15 protein-coding genes and 1 tRNA gene are annotated in these 15015 nt (G+C 60.5%); 5 read left to right on the top strand and 11 right to left on the bottom strand.

The genetic code is table 11. From position 1 onward, the window contains the following. Positions 1-5 precede the first annotated feature (5 nt). Positions 6-881: a MurR/RpiR family transcriptional regulator gene (locus NKI18_RS04975; protein WP_245274693.1), complete on the bottom strand. Its 876-nt coding sequence runs from the start codon at positions 879-881 to the stop codon at positions 6-8. A 358-nt stretch (positions 882-1239) separates the two neighbouring features. On the opposite strand from NKI18_RS04975, the gene NKI18_RS04970 reads away from it, so the two are divergent. After that, a complete protein-coding gene (locus NKI18_RS04970; RefSeq protein WP_245274694.1) occupies positions 1240-1347 on the top strand; it encodes a hypothetical protein in 108 nt (35 codons plus the stop codon). Positions 1348-2239: 892 nt separating this feature from the next. On the opposite strand, the gene NKI18_RS04965 is transcribed toward NKI18_RS04970, so the two are convergent. Both NKI18_RS04965 and NKI18_RS04960 read right to left on the bottom strand, forming a co-directional pair. Then, positions 2240-2713: a hypothetical protein gene (locus tag NKI18_RS04965; protein ID WP_352617483.1), complete on the bottom strand. Its 474-nt coding sequence runs from the start codon at positions 2711-2713 to the stop codon at positions 2240-2242. Between the two features lie 175 nt (positions 2714-2888). Further along, entirely contained in the window at positions 2889-3422 is a 534-nt protein-coding gene (locus NKI18_RS04960; protein ID WP_352617480.1) for a hypothetical protein, read from the bottom strand. Between the two features lie 636 nt (positions 3423-4058). Here NKI18_RS04960 and NKI18_RS04955 point away from each other — a divergent pair. Beyond that, positions 4059-4544, top strand: coding sequence for an alpha/beta fold hydrolase (locus NKI18_RS04955; protein ID WP_353019012.1), 486 nt, complete (start codon positions 4059-4061; stop codon positions 4542-4544). A gap of 288 nt (positions 4545-4832) precedes the next feature. On the opposite strand, the gene NKI18_RS04950 is transcribed toward NKI18_RS04955, so the two are convergent. Together NKI18_RS04950 and NKI18_RS04945 are read right to left on the bottom strand one after the other, a co-directional pair. Next, positions 4833-6008 (bottom strand): S-adenosylmethionine:tRNA ribosyltransferase-isomerase, encoded by a 1176-nt coding sequence (locus NKI18_RS04950; protein ID WP_352617474.1) that lies wholly within the window; start codon positions 6006-6008, stop codon positions 4833-4835. Continuing rightward, positions 6005-6727: an SDR family NAD(P)-dependent oxidoreductase gene (locus tag NKI18_RS04945; RefSeq protein WP_352617472.1), complete on the bottom strand. Its 723-nt coding sequence runs from the start codon at positions 6725-6727 to the stop codon at positions 6005-6007. Before NKI18_RS04945 ends, NKI18_RS04950 begins: the two co-directional genes overlap by 4 nt. Before the next feature lie 85 nt (positions 6728-6812). Between NKI18_RS04945 and soxR the strand changes: the two genes are divergently transcribed. Then, on the top strand, positions 6813-7247 hold the full coding sequence (gene soxR / locus NKI18_RS04940; RefSeq protein ID WP_352617470.1) for a redox-sensitive transcriptional activator SoxR: 435 nt from the start codon (positions 6813-6815) through the stop codon (positions 7245-7247). Positions 7248-8112: 865 nt separating this feature from the next. Continuing rightward, positions 8113-8487, top strand: coding sequence for a hypothetical protein (locus NKI18_RS04935; protein ID WP_352458232.1), 375 nt, complete (start codon positions 8113-8115; stop codon positions 8485-8487). A gap of 176 nt (positions 8488-8663) precedes the next feature. Here the strand turns inward: NKI18_RS04935 and NKI18_RS04930 are convergent, their stop codons facing one another. From NKI18_RS04930 to NKI18_RS04920, 3 genes are all read right to left on the bottom strand, one after another. Next, positions 8664-8861, bottom strand: a complete 198-nt coding sequence (locus NKI18_RS04930; protein ID WP_352617467.1) for a hypothetical protein — start codon at positions 8859-8861, stop codon at positions 8664-8666. Between the two features lie 6 nt (positions 8862-8867). Beyond that, entirely contained in the window at positions 8868-9827 is a 960-nt protein-coding gene (locus NKI18_RS04925) for a hypothetical protein (RefSeq protein WP_352617464.1), read from the bottom strand. 137 nt (positions 9828-9964) lie between these two features. Continuing rightward, positions 9965-10049: transfer RNA gene (locus NKI18_RS04920), tRNA-Leu, on the bottom strand. 175 nt (positions 10050-10224) lie between these two features. Between NKI18_RS04920 and lipB the strand changes: the two genes are divergently transcribed. After that, positions 10225-10968, top strand: coding sequence for a lipoyl(octanoyl) transferase LipB (gene lipB, locus NKI18_RS04915; protein ID WP_352617461.1), 744 nt, complete (start codon positions 10225-10227; stop codon positions 10966-10968). 387 nt (positions 10969-11355) lie between these two features. Here lipB and NKI18_RS04910 read toward each other — a convergent pair whose 3' ends face one another. Genes NKI18_RS04910 through proS form a run of 3 tightly spaced genes read right to left on the bottom strand, consistent with a single transcriptional unit; the run spans position 11356 to position 14647 of the window. After that, positions 11356-12039, bottom strand: a complete 684-nt coding sequence (locus tag NKI18_RS04910; protein ID WP_254818120.1) for an ABC transporter ATP-binding protein — start codon at positions 12037-12039, stop codon at positions 11356-11358. Further along, positions 12036-13322 carry a lipoprotein-releasing ABC transporter permease subunit gene (locus NKI18_RS04905; RefSeq protein ID WP_352458234.1) on the bottom strand — a complete coding sequence of 429 codons (1287 nt, stop codon included), beginning with the start codon at positions 13320-13322 and terminating at the stop codon, positions 12036-12038. Before NKI18_RS04905 ends, NKI18_RS04910 begins: the two co-directional genes overlap by 4 nt. Further along, the gene (gene proS / locus NKI18_RS04900) at positions 13319-14647 is read right to left on the bottom strand and encodes a proline--tRNA ligase (RefSeq protein WP_352617457.1); all 1329 of its coding nucleotides are present in this window, start codon (positions 14645-14647) and stop codon (positions 13319-13321) included. The genes NKI18_RS04905 and proS overlap by 4 nt, the downstream gene beginning before the upstream one ends. Between the last annotated feature and the right edge of the window lie 368 nt (positions 14648-15015).

Below are 15015 nucleotides of genomic sequence, written 5' to 3'. Positions count from 1 at the left end.
AGTCCCTACCGCTCGGTAACCGTTGGAATGCGGGGATCGACTGCGTTGTTCTGAAGCCTGGCCGCCAAGGCCACGGTCAAAGCCTGCGCAAGACACATAGGAGCCGCCAGCGAGCGCGAGAAAGTGTATTCGTGCTCCGGTACGGCGAACAGAACGCGCGCGCTCTTGGCCAATGGAGACAGCGTGCTGTCCGAGATCGCCACGATGGGTACACCTCTCCCCACGGCTTCTTCCACAACATTGACGACCTCGTTCGCATAGAAGCGGAACGACACCGCAAACAGCAGGTCCGTCTTCCGCATCGCGCGGGCCATATGCGTGGCCAGTCCGCCGCCCGGATCCAGGAGCACGCAGCGCTTACCTAGCATGGTCAGTATATAGCGAAGGAGTTCGACGACCGGTGCCGAGCGAAGTTGTCCCATCAGATAGATGACGTCGGCCTTCTCGAGCAGGCTAACGGCTTCTGCCAGATCCTCGGGTTGAAGATCGGTGAGCATCTCTTTCAGGGACGCGATGTCACGGACGACCAGGTCGTGCATCAATCCCATCTCGCTGCGATCTGTCCGCTCCCCCAGTTCCTTCTCCAACGCCTTGACGCGGGCTTCGAAGCCGGGAGCCGCGGTGGACAATCGTTTCTGGAAGAGGCTCTGCAGGTCCTTGAACCCTTCATACCCCAATGCTTGGGCAAATCGGACGAAGCTGGACGCGTGAACGCCGCTGCCTTCCCCGATCGAGTTCACCGATCGCACCGCGACGTCATTCGGATTTTGGGTGAGGTACAACGCAATCTTCTGGTACGACTTGCTCATCCCATCATACCGGTCGTGTATCACGCGGATGAGATCCTCATAGTCCTTGGGAGCCTCGACCTTCTCGTCCACGATGCACATCCTTGCAATTTTTGTTGCATGATGGCGTCTTTGAAGGTTTTTGACCAGCAGAGAGTTGTCAACTCTGTTATCGGGTCTGTTATCGGGTCTGTTATCGGGCCACAAGTTGTGTGCGCACCGCGCGTCCGCGCACCAAGAGGGCTGCGACAGCTCCGTGCGAAGGAGAAGCGTCAGAGGAGCAGCGGTTTCGGACAGGCGTAGGAATAGAAGGCCGGAAAGTCGACCGCTCCACCGCCCGACCAAAAGGCTTCGCGGCGGCGAAGATCTTTGCCGACGCCGCCCACTACGACTTGGAGAATTCCTGCTGCCGTATGCGATCCGCAGAGTTACCGATCCGGAACCAAGCCTCATGGTCGTCCTGGAGAGCACATATCGCGCCGCCGCAGACCTCGCGGACTGGGATTCAGCCGGTCTCGAATGTGCATTCGGGCAACCTCTGCGACCACGGGCTCCGTAAGTGCCCTGTCGCGCCGACGTTCGCAACGGCAAGTCCGTCCTACGACCCTGAAAACATCATCGGCTGCGCTTCAGCGGTACTGCATTTGGTACTGCATCGCCAACTTAAACCCCCTTAAGCTTTGATTTTTATTAGCTTTTCCGGACAGTCCGTCCAGTCCATCATTGAAATCGACATGGATGTCCTGGCCGCGTCGCCGATTTCTCGCCATAGCTTCCATTCGAGCGATCGAACCGCTGCAAACGTTGCCATTCTCCGGAGATTAGCCAAGATCCGATTATGCCGCCTTCCGATTTGTGGCGCGATAGATGCCATAGCCGATCTTGATGAGCAGGCCCTCGTCACACATCCGGGCCAGATAGCAGCCGGAATTCCGATGTCCGTGAGATCGCGTGTTCGCACACTTGTCGCTCCCATGCGAGTGCGATCGCCCGTTTTTCTTGAGTGACGGTTTCGGCCCACCGGCCAAGAGGACGCGCTCCGCGCGCTCGCGGTCACGCTTGCGGATCTTGATGGTAGGCTGTGGCGTAGATTTGTAGATTGGAAAGGGATCGGCAGCTCATGCTTCGCAGTTTCGCTCAGCCCGGGGCCAAAGCCTTTTCTACGCTAAGGCGCGATTTTGCACACCAGCGTGCGACTTCTCTCTGTCCCTCGATCCGCTTCGCTTCCACTTGAATGGTTGTAGCAGCCCTAGTCCGGTTTCGATACGCCCGCGTTCATCTCTTGGCGGAAACTGCTCCTGCTCATGTAAAGATAGGCGCCGTAGAGCAGCATCCCAATCGCCGCAACAGGCTCTTCAAAGAGCCGAACCATTTGGTCAGCAAAACTCTCTCGTCAGTCATCGCTCAATGCCCCCACAGCGCCACCGTAATGAGCTCACCGCGCATAGCCTTCATTCACGGTTTGCTATTCGCAGCGCCCGAATCGAGGTGATTTTTTGCGCGATCTGGAATGGGTGCTCGCTCGTATTCATAGCAAGCCATTCGATCTTCTCCAGCTCGCGTTCTACTAGATGCAGATGCTCGTATCTCAGCATGCCATTCAGCAGCCCGAGTACGTCGCTGTAGCCGTACTGCTGGTTCCTTTCGAGCACCCGGTTCACGTACGAGCGCCGGAATATGTTGTCGACGAGAGCAGGCTTGAATTCATAGCGCTCGTATACCGTTTGGAGCGCGTCTTCGAGCCGGTTGAGCCGCCACAACGCGTATACGATGAGGTAAGACACGCCGTAATACTCGCGATCCCTATCGAGGCGGTCCAGCAAAAGTGACGGGAACTTCGCCAAGCGATCTTCGGGAAGCTTTGAGGCGTACTCAACGATCGCATCGCCAATCTCAAAGACGATCTTCGGCCCGCTCTCGACCACGATGTCCTGCCGCTCGGAAACGCGGTCGGACGCCCACCAATCCTGGTAGATCGACTTTATCTTCGCGTTCCCCTTTACTGCCGAAATGGTCCCCAGCCCGCCATGCTGGCGACCGTGCCGCGCATAGCGCCCAATCTCCTCTTTCAGGAGCGACGCCAGAGCCTTCTCGTCTTGGTCAGCGATCTCTGCAATCGGAGTTGAGTTTCGTCGTCTTGACGCGTTGGCGCTCGGGCTTGTATTCGATGCCCCGTTTTCGCGTCCGATGCCCGTTGTGATCGACGAATGTGAAATCGTAGCGTTTCGTGGCCTTCAGGTGATGCTTCCTAGTGGGGACCATGAAGTGCGTGGAAATCGGGACCGTCGCCTTTGGCGGGATGACAGGTTCGCCATCGTGCGCCCTCGGCCCATCCACAATGAGATCGCCCTTGACACGTGGTCGGTCGATTTCCACCCCCACCATACGCAGAGGACGGTCGCTGTTGTTAGTCAGCCACCAATCGTTTTGCAGTTGAAGGAGGAATGTACCATCCGACTGTCTCGCCAGATGCCACCTGTTCTCTTTCGGTCGTTCGGTGATAGTCGGGCGCGACGCCCAGCTCTTCACGACGTCGGGTACGAAGGGCCTTCCTACCCGTTCAATGAACTGCACGATCGCGGCAGTAGCCGACGAAGACTTGGGAATTGCTTCGTCTTCGTTATCTTGCGACATCTGAATGTCCTACCGCCAACGCCACCACGGCACAATATACAAGACGGCGAGCATTGCGTAAGCGATTTGAAGCAGGGTCATCGAGGTCGCTCCGTTGGACGATGACCTAGCCATTTATCGAAGATTTTTTGTCATGGGTGACAAATCCTTTGTCACGCACGACAAATCCTTTTCCGAAATCCGGAAAGATCGCGCTGCGGTTCAGTGCCCTCCCATACCGAAGAACGCGATGAGGTAGCCAACGAAGGCAATGAACGCGCCCGCGGCGAGGCAGAGATAAGCGATCTGGAGAAGTGTCATAAGCGGCATCCTTTGTTGCTGCTTACTCTATAGCGCTCCGCAAACCGTGTTGCGTTTTATGGTGACACGCTCCTGTCATTCGACGGCAAGCGCAAACACAGGCGCGCAGTACGTGCGGCAACTGAACGGCGAATACGAGAAACACTACGCGCCAATTTCATTGACGCTAGACAGGCCAATACGACGCGTACGAACAAACACTAGCCGATGGCGCTAGCCGCACTAGCGAACGAACACTGCATTGTCCGCAATGACGAACTCAATGCGTCGAACGACGCTAAGCACCGCGAACTGTCATATGGTTAGCGCAGACACTTGATTGACCAATTAGGCCAATTGGCGATTGACAGTGCATTTGATAAATGCGCCGAACCTACGGCAATTAGCAATGCTAACGTTGACATCGCCCTGATGCAGCACCTTGGATTTGATCGCTTCGCAATCGCCGGGCACGATCGGGGAAGCCACACCGCCTTTCGGACTGCTATGGATCATCCCTCCGCGGTGACACATCTCATCGTGCTCGATGGCGTTCCTATCCTCGAAGCGCTTGAACGATGTGATACACGCTTTGCAACCGCGTGGTGGCATTGGTTCTTCTTCGCCCAGCAAGAGAAGCCGGAGCGCGCTATCAATGCCGATCCCGATGCTTGGCATGGTGGCTCCGCCGAACAGATGGGCCCAGAGGCCTGTGCCGATTACAGCGCGGCCGTTCACGATCCGCGGGTCATTCACGGAATGATAGAAGATTATAGGGCAGGTATCACGATAGACCGTCTGCACGACGCGGAAGACCGAGAGGCGGGCCGCCGTATTGAATGATGGTTCTGTGGTCGCTGCGTGATGACCTTGAGCAGCTTTACGGCGATGTTCTCGAAGTTTGGCGACCGTGGACGGCGGCGAGACTGCAGGGGAAGGGCCTGGACTGTGGTCACCACATGGCTGAGGAAGCACCGGATGCGCTCGCGGCCGAAATCCTGCGATTCTTGGGACCCTGCTAGGCTCTGCCTGCCGTGGCACGTATCGAAGCATTGACGCCCGGCAAGCCATGTTGTCCGCTTCGCCCGCAATGCGGACCCAATGTGAGGGCTTCGGAACTTCGACTTTGGGTCAAATGCCGAATTTGGTCCGCTGTAACATAGCTCCGACTTCCTTGCGCGCCGAGCACGAAATACCACCGATCCTGCCGACATCATGGCACACCTCGAGTAAAGCCTTCGTCTCGAGCCCCTCGCCCCGATTTTGTTCGCGCGATAGAAGCGGCGGTTGGCGATTAAGCAGCATGGAATCGCCGAATTCATGCGCGCGGTAGCGGTAGGCGGCAAAGGCTGTGGAGGCCTTGGCGAGCAGAGCATCGTCGGCAAAGGCGCGCAGGAGTTCGAAATGGCTTTCGCCGGGCTGGTGGACGCCTGTAAAAATCGCATCGACCACGCGAAGCGGCGTGCCGCGCGCGATGCGCCCTGTCGCAATGCCTTTTCCGGCACGCACACCGCCATCGGAATTGGCGGCTGCCTCAAGGGCGCGCACTACGCTCGTGCCGATCGCGATGATGCGGCTGCCGCGGAGCTTCGCCCGCACGACCTGCGCTGCGGTGCGCTCGGGAATGCGGTAGGGCTCGTCGAAGGGAAGACGCGAATCGAGTGCGGGATCGCCGGTGGAAGAAACGCCGGCGGCATGCGTGAGCGTTGCGAAGCCAACGTCGCGCCGACGCCAGACCTGGAGCGTACGCCAGTCGAGCGCGAAGCCTGCCGATGGCGCCTCGAACGCGGCCGGCTCGGCGGCAATATTCGTCCAGACATCCCACAGTGCCAACGGCTCACGAACATGCGCGTATTGGATCGGTCGGCCGTGCTGCGCCAGTGCTGCAAGCACCGCTGCGCGGTTGCCTGGCAAACGCAGCTCAAGAAGGCGAGGATGGTCGAGAAGGCGCTCTACGACGGCGTTAAGCGGGCCGAGCCGGAGTCGATCGCCTGGTGACAGCGGAGGCGGAGGCGGCCGGTCTTCAGTGCGCGTGCCGTGATCGCCTGCACCGAAGGCAATCGCCAAGAAACGGGTTGGATCGGGAAACGACTGCCAGCCTGCCAGGCGGATCTCGATCGCCTCGTCGCTCGGGACATGCGTGCCGTGCAAGCTGGCAGGCAAGGTCGCGGCGTCATTGGCGACGACCAGATCGCCGGGACCGAATAGCGTCTTGATTCCAGCGCGCGGCAGGTCGCGCGTCGTGCCGTCCGCCTCGAGGACCAACAGCCTGGCAGCGCGCCGGTCGGGACGGTCGGCGGCAATCATGTATTTGCCCCGGCGTGAAGCGTAGCACGGACCTGCAACGCGTCGAGCATCTTTTCGATGATCTCGGCAGCGGACAGCTCGGGGCGTTTCAATGTAGACGGATCGGCGTCAGGAAGCGCCAGCGCGTGCAATGGGGTGTCCATATCACCGGGGTCTAGCGCGAAGAGCCGTATGCCGTCAGCCTTCGCCTCCTCGTCCCAAATCGCCGTCAGATGAGCAAGAGCAGCCTTGCTCGTGCCGTAGGCGCCCCAGCCGGGATAGGCGTTCACCGCCGCATCGCTGGAGATGTTGATCACCAGCGCGCCACGGCCCCCGCGTGCGGACGCGGCAAGTGCACCGAACAGGGCCTTCGTCAGCCGGAACGCGCCGACCAGGTTGACCGCGAGCGCCACTTCCAGTTCCTCGCACTCAGTATCGGCGAGGAGCGCCAGAGGGACAGGGCCGAGGCTCGAGGCATTGTTGATCAGGACGTCGAGCCCGCCGAGGCTCGCAGTTACCTGTAGCGCGATCGAGTAGGTGTCCTCCTTCTTGCCGACGTCGCCGACAATGCCGTGCGCGCCCGTCTCGTCAGCGATGCGTTCGACATTCGCGGCGGTGCGAGCGACGAAGGCCACGCACGCACCCTGCGCGGTCAGCTGCCGCACAAGCGCCATTCCGAGCCCGGAGGTGCCGCCCGTAACCGCCACGCGAAGTCCCTGAAGATCAATATTCGACTGCATTGCCGGTGCTCCTTCAAGCTTTATGGCGCCTTCTACAAGTTCAAGTTAACTTGAAGTCAAGCGGGAATCGTGCTTTCGTTCATGCATGGATTCCATGCTGACCATCGCCGACGTGTCGCGGCGTAGCGGCGTCGCCTCATCGGCCCTGCGCTTCTACGAGGAGCGCGGGCTGATCGCGTCCGAGCGGGCCGGCTCGGGACACAGACGCTATCCGCGATCCGTGCTGCGCCGGATCGCCTTCATCGTCTTCGCGCAGCGAATTGGGCTGACGCTCGAGGAGATCGGCGCCGAGCTCGCCAAGTTGCCAGCCGATCGCGTGCCGTCGCGTCGGGATTGGTCGCGGTTGTCGGGCCAGTGGACCAAGCGCATCGACCAGCGCATCGCCGAGTTGCAGCGCCTGAGGTCGGGGCTTACCGAGTGCATCGGTTGCGGCTGCCTGTCGATCGACCGGTGTAGCCTTGCAAACCCTACCGATATGGCAGGACGCAAGGGGCCGGGGCCGAGGTATTGGCTGGGGTGAGTTGGCAGCCAAGTGCGAGACGCTGCGGACCGGTAACGTTCAGCGGCGGTATCGTTTGTCGCTGACTTTCTCCATCCACTCGACGGCGTTGCCATCAATTGCTTGCGCCGTCCTGCCAGACGGTTCGTTCCTTCTAAAGATGCGGCTGCATTTCAGCGGGCCAAGCGAAATAAGGAAATACGTCGAACTGCTCCGGGTGCGGCAGTCGTCAACCTCTTCAGCCCCCCGAAACGCTGAGCATTGGAGCCGTTGCGCGTTGCCACAGGCTGATCGGATTGATCCGGCGGTTGGCGATACCTTTCTTGCGGCAACGAAGGACGAAAACGGTGTCTAGGCCATCGGTAATGGTAGCCTGTTCAAAATTTCGCCAATCGTTGGCTGATCGCCCGCACGGTACTGCATTCGGACAGCATGACCCAAGACTTTACATTAAGTATTCGAATTTGTTCGCTTTCGGCGCAGTTGGTCCCGCCCATCATTGAACCGACACGAATCTCATAACCGATTTCCTGCCAAGCGATCGCCGTGTGAAGCTTGTCAAACTCACCCCAAAGGTGCCGCAATATCGAGGAATGCTAATGATAAGGTAATCATAAGCGACCTCCCGAGATACTCGCGCTCCCACGCACTGATCCGGATCAGCTGATTGCCTCTCCTCAGGTAATTATAGCCCACCAAATCCGGCATTGCCTGCGTCCTCCGATCGGTTTGGTCGGATCGGATGAGGCATTCCGGCCCGCCGACAGCCTGCGGATCGATTCGGTCTCGTGTCCGGTTCAAGGGCATCGACCCGTCTGAGTCCGCTCAGCAATTCATGTGGCCGGATGTGGCTAGCTGCATCTGACAGTGCAGAGTTGCCGCAAGCGTGTTTTCCGATTTCTACGTCGAAGTATCGCCGCTGCACGATGCGGGAGGCAAACCGCTTTTCTCACCTGCGCCTGCTGCCATTATCTCGTCTGTGTCATCGCCGAACAGGAAACAGACGGGACAGACAATGACCTGTGTTCTGCCACAGGTAAGCACTGTTCCTGAGCCCGTGACCTTAGACAGAATTGACCGCGCTCTGGATACGCTCGCCCTAGCTATCCACAAGGCTGGCAACAAAGGCCGAGCGTATCTCCCGATTTACGAGCGTCTTGAACGGGAGAAGAAGAAATTGATTGCAGAGATGGGCGCAATGCTGCGCGTCCAGGAACGGCTCAAACGATCTCGGGATCGAAAGGCAAAGCAATTTTTTTGAGTTCGTCTCGTCGCCATTGCAACGATCCGCCCGTACCATACTCTACACGCTCTATCGTATGGCCCATCAAGATTTTGCGAAGCTCGCTGTCGATACCTGCCTCCTTCATACGATCCTCGAAACTGTGCCGGAGGGAATAAATCTTGTGCTTCGGTGTCGGGAAAAGTTTGAGTGTTTTAGAATTTATTGAGGTTTGCAGAAAGCGCCTCTTCACGATTGCGGTAGCGCGGAAAGCCCTGCGGATTTTTCTTAAAAACTTCCAGCGCGACGCCTACCAGCGGTACATCTCGCACTGACCATTCGGTCTTGATCTCGCGCGGATCATCGGCGTCCTCTCGTGGGGTAAATGCGAATATACGGAACCGGCGTGTCAAGGAAGATCAAGTCTCATCAAGATTGCATATCTCGCTTGGGCGTGTGCCTGTCTCGATCAGCGCCAGAACGCAGCGACGCGCTTGAGCATCCAGGGATGCTAAAGCGCCCGGCCTCATGATCTGATCGGTCATCCATTTGGGTTCGAATGACGGCCGTTTACGACGGCGCTTGCCACGCTCCGAAAAGCGGAGGTCATCGAATGGGGTGCCTTTTTGTTCCTCGCCCAAATGAGCGAAATAACGCCTGTAGAGATCCCGCATGTTGCCGAGGTCTCGATTGCCGGCAGACGCCGAATGTGTCGCGGCTCCGATGTCTGGCGGCGGCGCGATGCGCTTGAGCCAGAACCGGTAGAAGGTCAGTCCGTCTTCACGCGTGACGTCGCCGATCGGCTTGTCACCAACCAGGGCAACGAAATTGTTTACGGCTCTCTGCTTTACCTTCTTCCACATTCGGCGCTGCGACTGGCTCTTACCCGCGACTTCATGGGCCATGATCTCATCGGCGTAGAGATCAAAAGCTTTGGAGACTTTGACCGGCGGCACCTGCACCCCGCCGAGGAGGGCGTCGGCGACCGCGGGGGCCGCTTGAACGCGCTCCAGCGCCTCGACACGCTTTAAAATTGAATCGACATTCTGAAAGCCTGCCACCTGTCCATTTGAAAGGTAGGAAACGCCCATGGCTTCAGCCCGGCGAACGGCGTCGCGATACTGATCGAGTGCTGACCTTGTCTCGCCGCCGCAAAGAAGCACCGCCCACAGGGTCTTGTCCGCGTCTTCGAGCTTGTCGCGCATGGCACGTGCGAGGCGGCGTTCGTCCGTTCCCAGGGCCTTGCGAATGAACCTGCCGCGATCGTCGATGCCGACCATCTTGGCGGGCATTCGCCGATGATAATAGAAAATTCCGTCGCGCTGGACGAGGTAGCGATCCGGGTCTCTGGCGGGCTCTGCGACGGCCTCTTTTCGCATGGGCCAAACTCGCGATGTATCTCAGTTTGTATCCCAAATTGTATCGCATTTCGGCAAGAACGCCAAGCGCCCTCATCAACGGGTGCTCTGCCGGACTGGAGTTTCAATGGCTTAGAGGGCCAAGTTCACGAATTTGATGGTGCGGTCGAGAAGACTCGAACTTCCACGGGTTGCCCCACAGCGACCTCAACGCTGCGCGTCTACCAATTCCGCCACGACCGCACGTGGTAGGAGCCGGAACCAACCGGCCCGCGGCGTGTAGCAAATCGTTTCCGGTGAAACAAGTGCGCGGCCAGCAATAATCGGCCGGACATCGGCATAACTCTTCAAGGGCCGAACGTGCCGGAACTGGACGTTTGTACCGATTGCCGCCATATGAGTGGCGAGACGAGATATCATGACAGAACGCAGCCAGATCGCCACGTCGTTCCTGCCCTTGCCCGGCTCGGCGCCGGTCGAATGGCGCATCGAGCCCGGGCTCACCGCCTATCCCAATGCGCTCGCCGTGATGGAGGCGCGCGCCGAGGCAATCCGCAGCGGCGCCGCCGGCGAGATGGTCTGGCTGGTCGAGCACCCGCCGCTCTACACCGCCGGCACCAGCGCCCGCATCGAGGACCTGATCGAGCCGGACCGTTTCCCGGTCTTTGCCGCCGGGCGTGGCGGCGAATACACCTATCATGGGCCGGGCCAGCGCGTCGCCTACGTCATGCTCGACCTGAAGCGGCGGCGCGAGGATGTCCGCGCCTTCGTCGCCGCACTCGAACAATGGATCATCGGCTCGCTGGCCGCCTTCAACGTACGCGGCGAACGCCGCGAGGACCGCGTCGGCGTCTGGGTGGTTCGGCCGGACCGCCCCGCTTTGCCCGACGGCTCGGCGGCCGAGGACAAGATCGCCGCCATCGGCATCAGGCTGAGGCGCTGGGTGAGCTTTCACGGCATCGCCATCAATGTCGAGCCGGACCTTAGCCATTTCAGCGGCATCGTGCCGTGCGGCGTCCAGGATCACGGCGTCACCAGCCTTGTCGACCTCGGCCTTCCCGTGACCATGGCCGACCTCGACCTGGCGCTGAAATCCGCTTTCGAGGACGTGTTCGGGCCCGCCGCGGTGTCGCCTGTCGAAGTGTCCCGCAAGGCCGGCTGAAACACTCGCCCAATGCCTGCGCCAATATGCGAAGGCGGCCCTCGCTCATCAGCATCGAGCCCGCCCTTGAGCTCAATCCTCACATCGCGCCGATCCAGATTGCCATGGAAATGAGGAACGTGCTCATGCACACCAGCGAGACGACATCCTGAACAAGATCGGTCATAACTCTCTCCTGTTGTTAGTATGTTCGTATTTTGTTCTAATTTTGTTCGAATGTCAACGACCGCAGTCCGGGCGTCACCGGAACTGCGCTCGGTCATTTCGACAGGGTTAAGAAAGGGTTGAGAAGGAGATGCCGAGCGTTTCGGGGCCGACAGGCGCGCGAAAGCGGCGGGACGGCGCACGGCAGCTCGCGGGCCGTCATCGCCTCAATTGCAGCGCACCCTAAAGCGGCACAACCTTGCCGTCGGCCAGCGTCACGCGGCGGTCCATGCGCGAGGCGAGCTCGTGATTGTGGGTGGCGATGAGCGCCGCCAGGCCCGATTGCCGGACCAGTGCTGCCAGCGCCTCGAACACATAGGAAGCGGTCACCGGGTCGAGATTGCCGGTCGGCTCGTCGGCCAAAAGCACCAGCGGCGCATTGGCGACGGCACGCGCAATGGCGACCCGCTGCTGCTCGCCGCCGGAGAGCTCGGAGGGGCGATGCTGTGCCCGCTTGCCGATCTGCATATAGTCGAGCAATTGCGCCGCCCGCTCGGCCGCCTCCTTGCGCGGCAGCCCTTTTATCAGCTGCGGCATCATGATGTTTTCCAGCGCAGAAAACTCAGGCAACAAATGATGGAACTGGTAGACGAAGCCGACATCGTTGCGGCGGATCGCCGTGCGTTCGTCGTCGGAAAGCCGGCCGCAGGCGCGCCCCGCCAGGATCACGTCGCCGGCGTCCGGTCGCTCCAGCAGCCCGGCGGTGTGGAGCAGCGTCGACTTGCCGGTGCCCGACGGCGCCACAAGCGCCACCATCTCGCCACGCTTCAGCGAAAAATCGGCGCCGTTCAGGATGGTCAGCTTGCGCGGCCCCTGCACATAGTGCCGCTCGACGCTCTTCAGCTCGATAATGGCCTCGGCCATCATTCGTACCTCAGCGCTTCCACCGGATCGAGCCTGGCCGCGCGCCATGCCGGAAACAGTGTCGCCAGGAACGACAGCGCCAAAGCCATGAGAACGACCGAGATCGTCTCGCTGGCATCCATGCGGGCCGGCAGCTGGCTTAGGAAATAAAGCTCGGGATTGAACAGCCGCTCGTTGGCCAGCCAGGAGAAGAACTGGCGGATGCGCTCGACGTTGAGGCAGATCACGATGCCGAGCAGCACGCCGGCGATGGTTCCGACAACGCCGATCGCAGCCCCGGTCATCAGGAAGATACGCAGGATGGCGCCGCGCGTGGCGCCCATGGTGCGCAGGATGGCGATGTCGTGGCCCTTGTCCTTCACCAGCATGATCAGGCCCGAAATGATGTTGAGCGCCGCCACCAACACGATCAGCGTCAGGATCATGAACATGACGTTGCGCTCGACCTGCAGCGCGTCGAAGAACGTCTTGTTACGCTCCCGCCAATCGACGAGGGTGATCGGCCGTTGCGCCGCCTCTTCGACCTTCGGCTTCAGCGCGTCGATATTGTCGGGATTGTCGGCGTAGATCTCGATCGTCTGCGCCCTGCCGTCCATGTTGAAATAAAGCTGCGCTTCCGAAAACGGCATGTAGACGATGGAGCTGTCATATTCCGACATGCCGACCTCGAAGATCGCGGTTATCGGATAGCCTTTCATGCGCGGCGTCGTGCCGAGCGGCGTGACGTCGCCCTCGGGCGAGATCAGCGTGATGGTATCGCCGAGCACAAGGCCGAGATTCTCGGCCATGCGGCTGCCGATGGCGACGCCCTCGCCGGTGTCGAAGCCGACGATCGAGCCCGCCTTGATGTTGTTGGCGACGATGGTGATCTTGCCGAGATCCTCGCCGCGTATGCCGCGCACCAGCGCGCCGGTGCCGCCGCCGACATTGCCTTGCGCCAGCACCTGCCCGTCGATCAGCGGAATGGCGTATTTAACGCCGGGCACGCCGTTGATGCGGCCGGCGACCTGGTCATAGTCCTCCAGCGGCATGTCGAGCGGCTGCACGATCAGGTGCCCGTTGACGCCAAGGATGCGCGTCAGCAGTTCGGCACGAAAGCCGTTCATGACCGCCATGACGACGATCAGCGTGGCAACGCCCAGCATGATGCCGAGGAAGGAGATCGAGGCGATCACCGAGATCACCGTCTCCTTGCGGCGCGAGCGCAGATAGCGCCACGCCACCATGCGCTCGAAGCCGGAAAAGGGTCCTGCCGCCGAAGGTTTGGCTGCTGCCGCTTCACTCATACGGCGGCACCGAAACGCTTTTTCACGTCGCTGATCGGCAGCGTCTCGCGCTCGCCGGTCCTGCGGTTCTTGATTTCGATCTCGCCGGCGGCGACACCACGCGGCCCGACGATCACCTGCCACGGGAGCCCGATCAGGTCGGCGGTGGCGAACTTGCCGCCCGGCCGCTGGTCGGTGTCGTCGTAGAGCACCTCCTTGCCGGCGGCGGCAAAGGCGGCATTCAGCTCGCCGCAGACGCGGTCGCATTCGGCATCGCCAGCCTTCATGTTGATCAGGCCGACATCGAACGGTGCCACCGCCTCCGGCCAGATGATGCCGTTGTCGTCATGGCTGGCCTCGATGATCGCCGCGACCAGCCGCGACGGGCCGATGCCGTAGGAACCGCCAGAGACAAAATGATCCTTGCCGTCCGGGCCTGTCACCTTGGCGCCCATCGGCTTGGAGTATTTGTCGCCGAAATGGAAGATATGCCCAACCTCGATGCCGCGCGCCGAGACCCGGTCGCCGGTCGGCACCTTCTCCCATGCCGCCTCGTCATGCATCTCGTCGGTGGCGGCATAGGGCGTCGTCCACGTCTTGACGATCTCGGCGATCTCGGCGTCGTTCGAAAAGTCGGTATCCGCCCCCGGCACCTCAAGCGAGAGATAGTCGCGATGGCAAAACACCTGGCTCTCGCCGGTGTCGGCCAGGATGATGAACTCATGGCTGAGGTCGCCGCCGATCGGCCCGGTGTCGGCGCGCATCGGGATGGCCTGCAGACCCATGCGCGTAAACGTCCTGAGATAGGACACGAACATGCGGTTGTAGGCGGCCTTGGCGCCTTCATAATCGAGGTCGAAGGAGTAGGCGTCCTTCATCAGGAATTCGCGCGAACGCATGACGCCGAAGCGCGGGCGCACCTCGTCGCGAAACTTCCACTGGATGTGATAGAGGTTGAGCGGCAGGTCCTTGTAGGACTTGACGTAGGAGCGGAAGATCTCGGTGACCATCTCCTCGTTGGTCGGCCCGTAGAGCATATCGCGGTCTTGCCGGTCCTTGATGCGCAGCATCTCCTTGCCGTAGTCTTCATAGCGGCCACTTTCGCGCCACAGCTCGGCCGATTGGATGGTCGGCATCAGGATCTCGAGCGCGCCGGCGCGATTCTGCTCCTCGCGGATAATCCGGCAGACCTTGTCCAGCACCCGCTTGCCGAGCGGCAGCCAGGAAAAGCTGCCCTGCCCCTGCTGGCGGATCATGCCGGCACGCAGCATCAGCCGATGCGAGACGATCTCGGCCTCGCGCGGATTTTCTTTGAGAATGGGCAGGAAATAGCGCGACAAACGCATGGACTGGTCCGTGAGAGAGGATGGCGGCGCCGGAATCGGCGCAGCGCTGGCTTGCTTGCCCCGGCTTCATAGCCATTTCATGGCGGAATGGAAACCCGGCCCAGGCGCTGCATAGACGCCGCAATTGCCGCACACGGCTTGCTGGGCGTTTCGCAAGCAACGCCTGCCGTACTATTGTGCACTGCAGCACGAGATTGCCTGTTTCCGGGCAAAATTCTTCGTGACATTTTCACCCGCCTTAGGCTAGTGTGCCCCCATAACCGAGAGGGCGGAGAAAAATCTGCCCTCCTACGCGGTCAAAGTCTTGGGAGGATGCGATCTAGGCGCGGTAACTCGCTGCCGCCGGACACCGGAAACAGATCGGACGC

Source organism: Mesorhizobium sp. M0800, from assembly GCF_040320095.1.
Taxonomy (GTDB): Bacteria; Pseudomonadota; Alphaproteobacteria; order Rhizobiales; family Rhizobiaceae; genus Mesorhizobium.
Note: the sequence above shows the minus strand (reverse complement) of the source record. Positions and strands in the feature narration are given on the sequence as shown.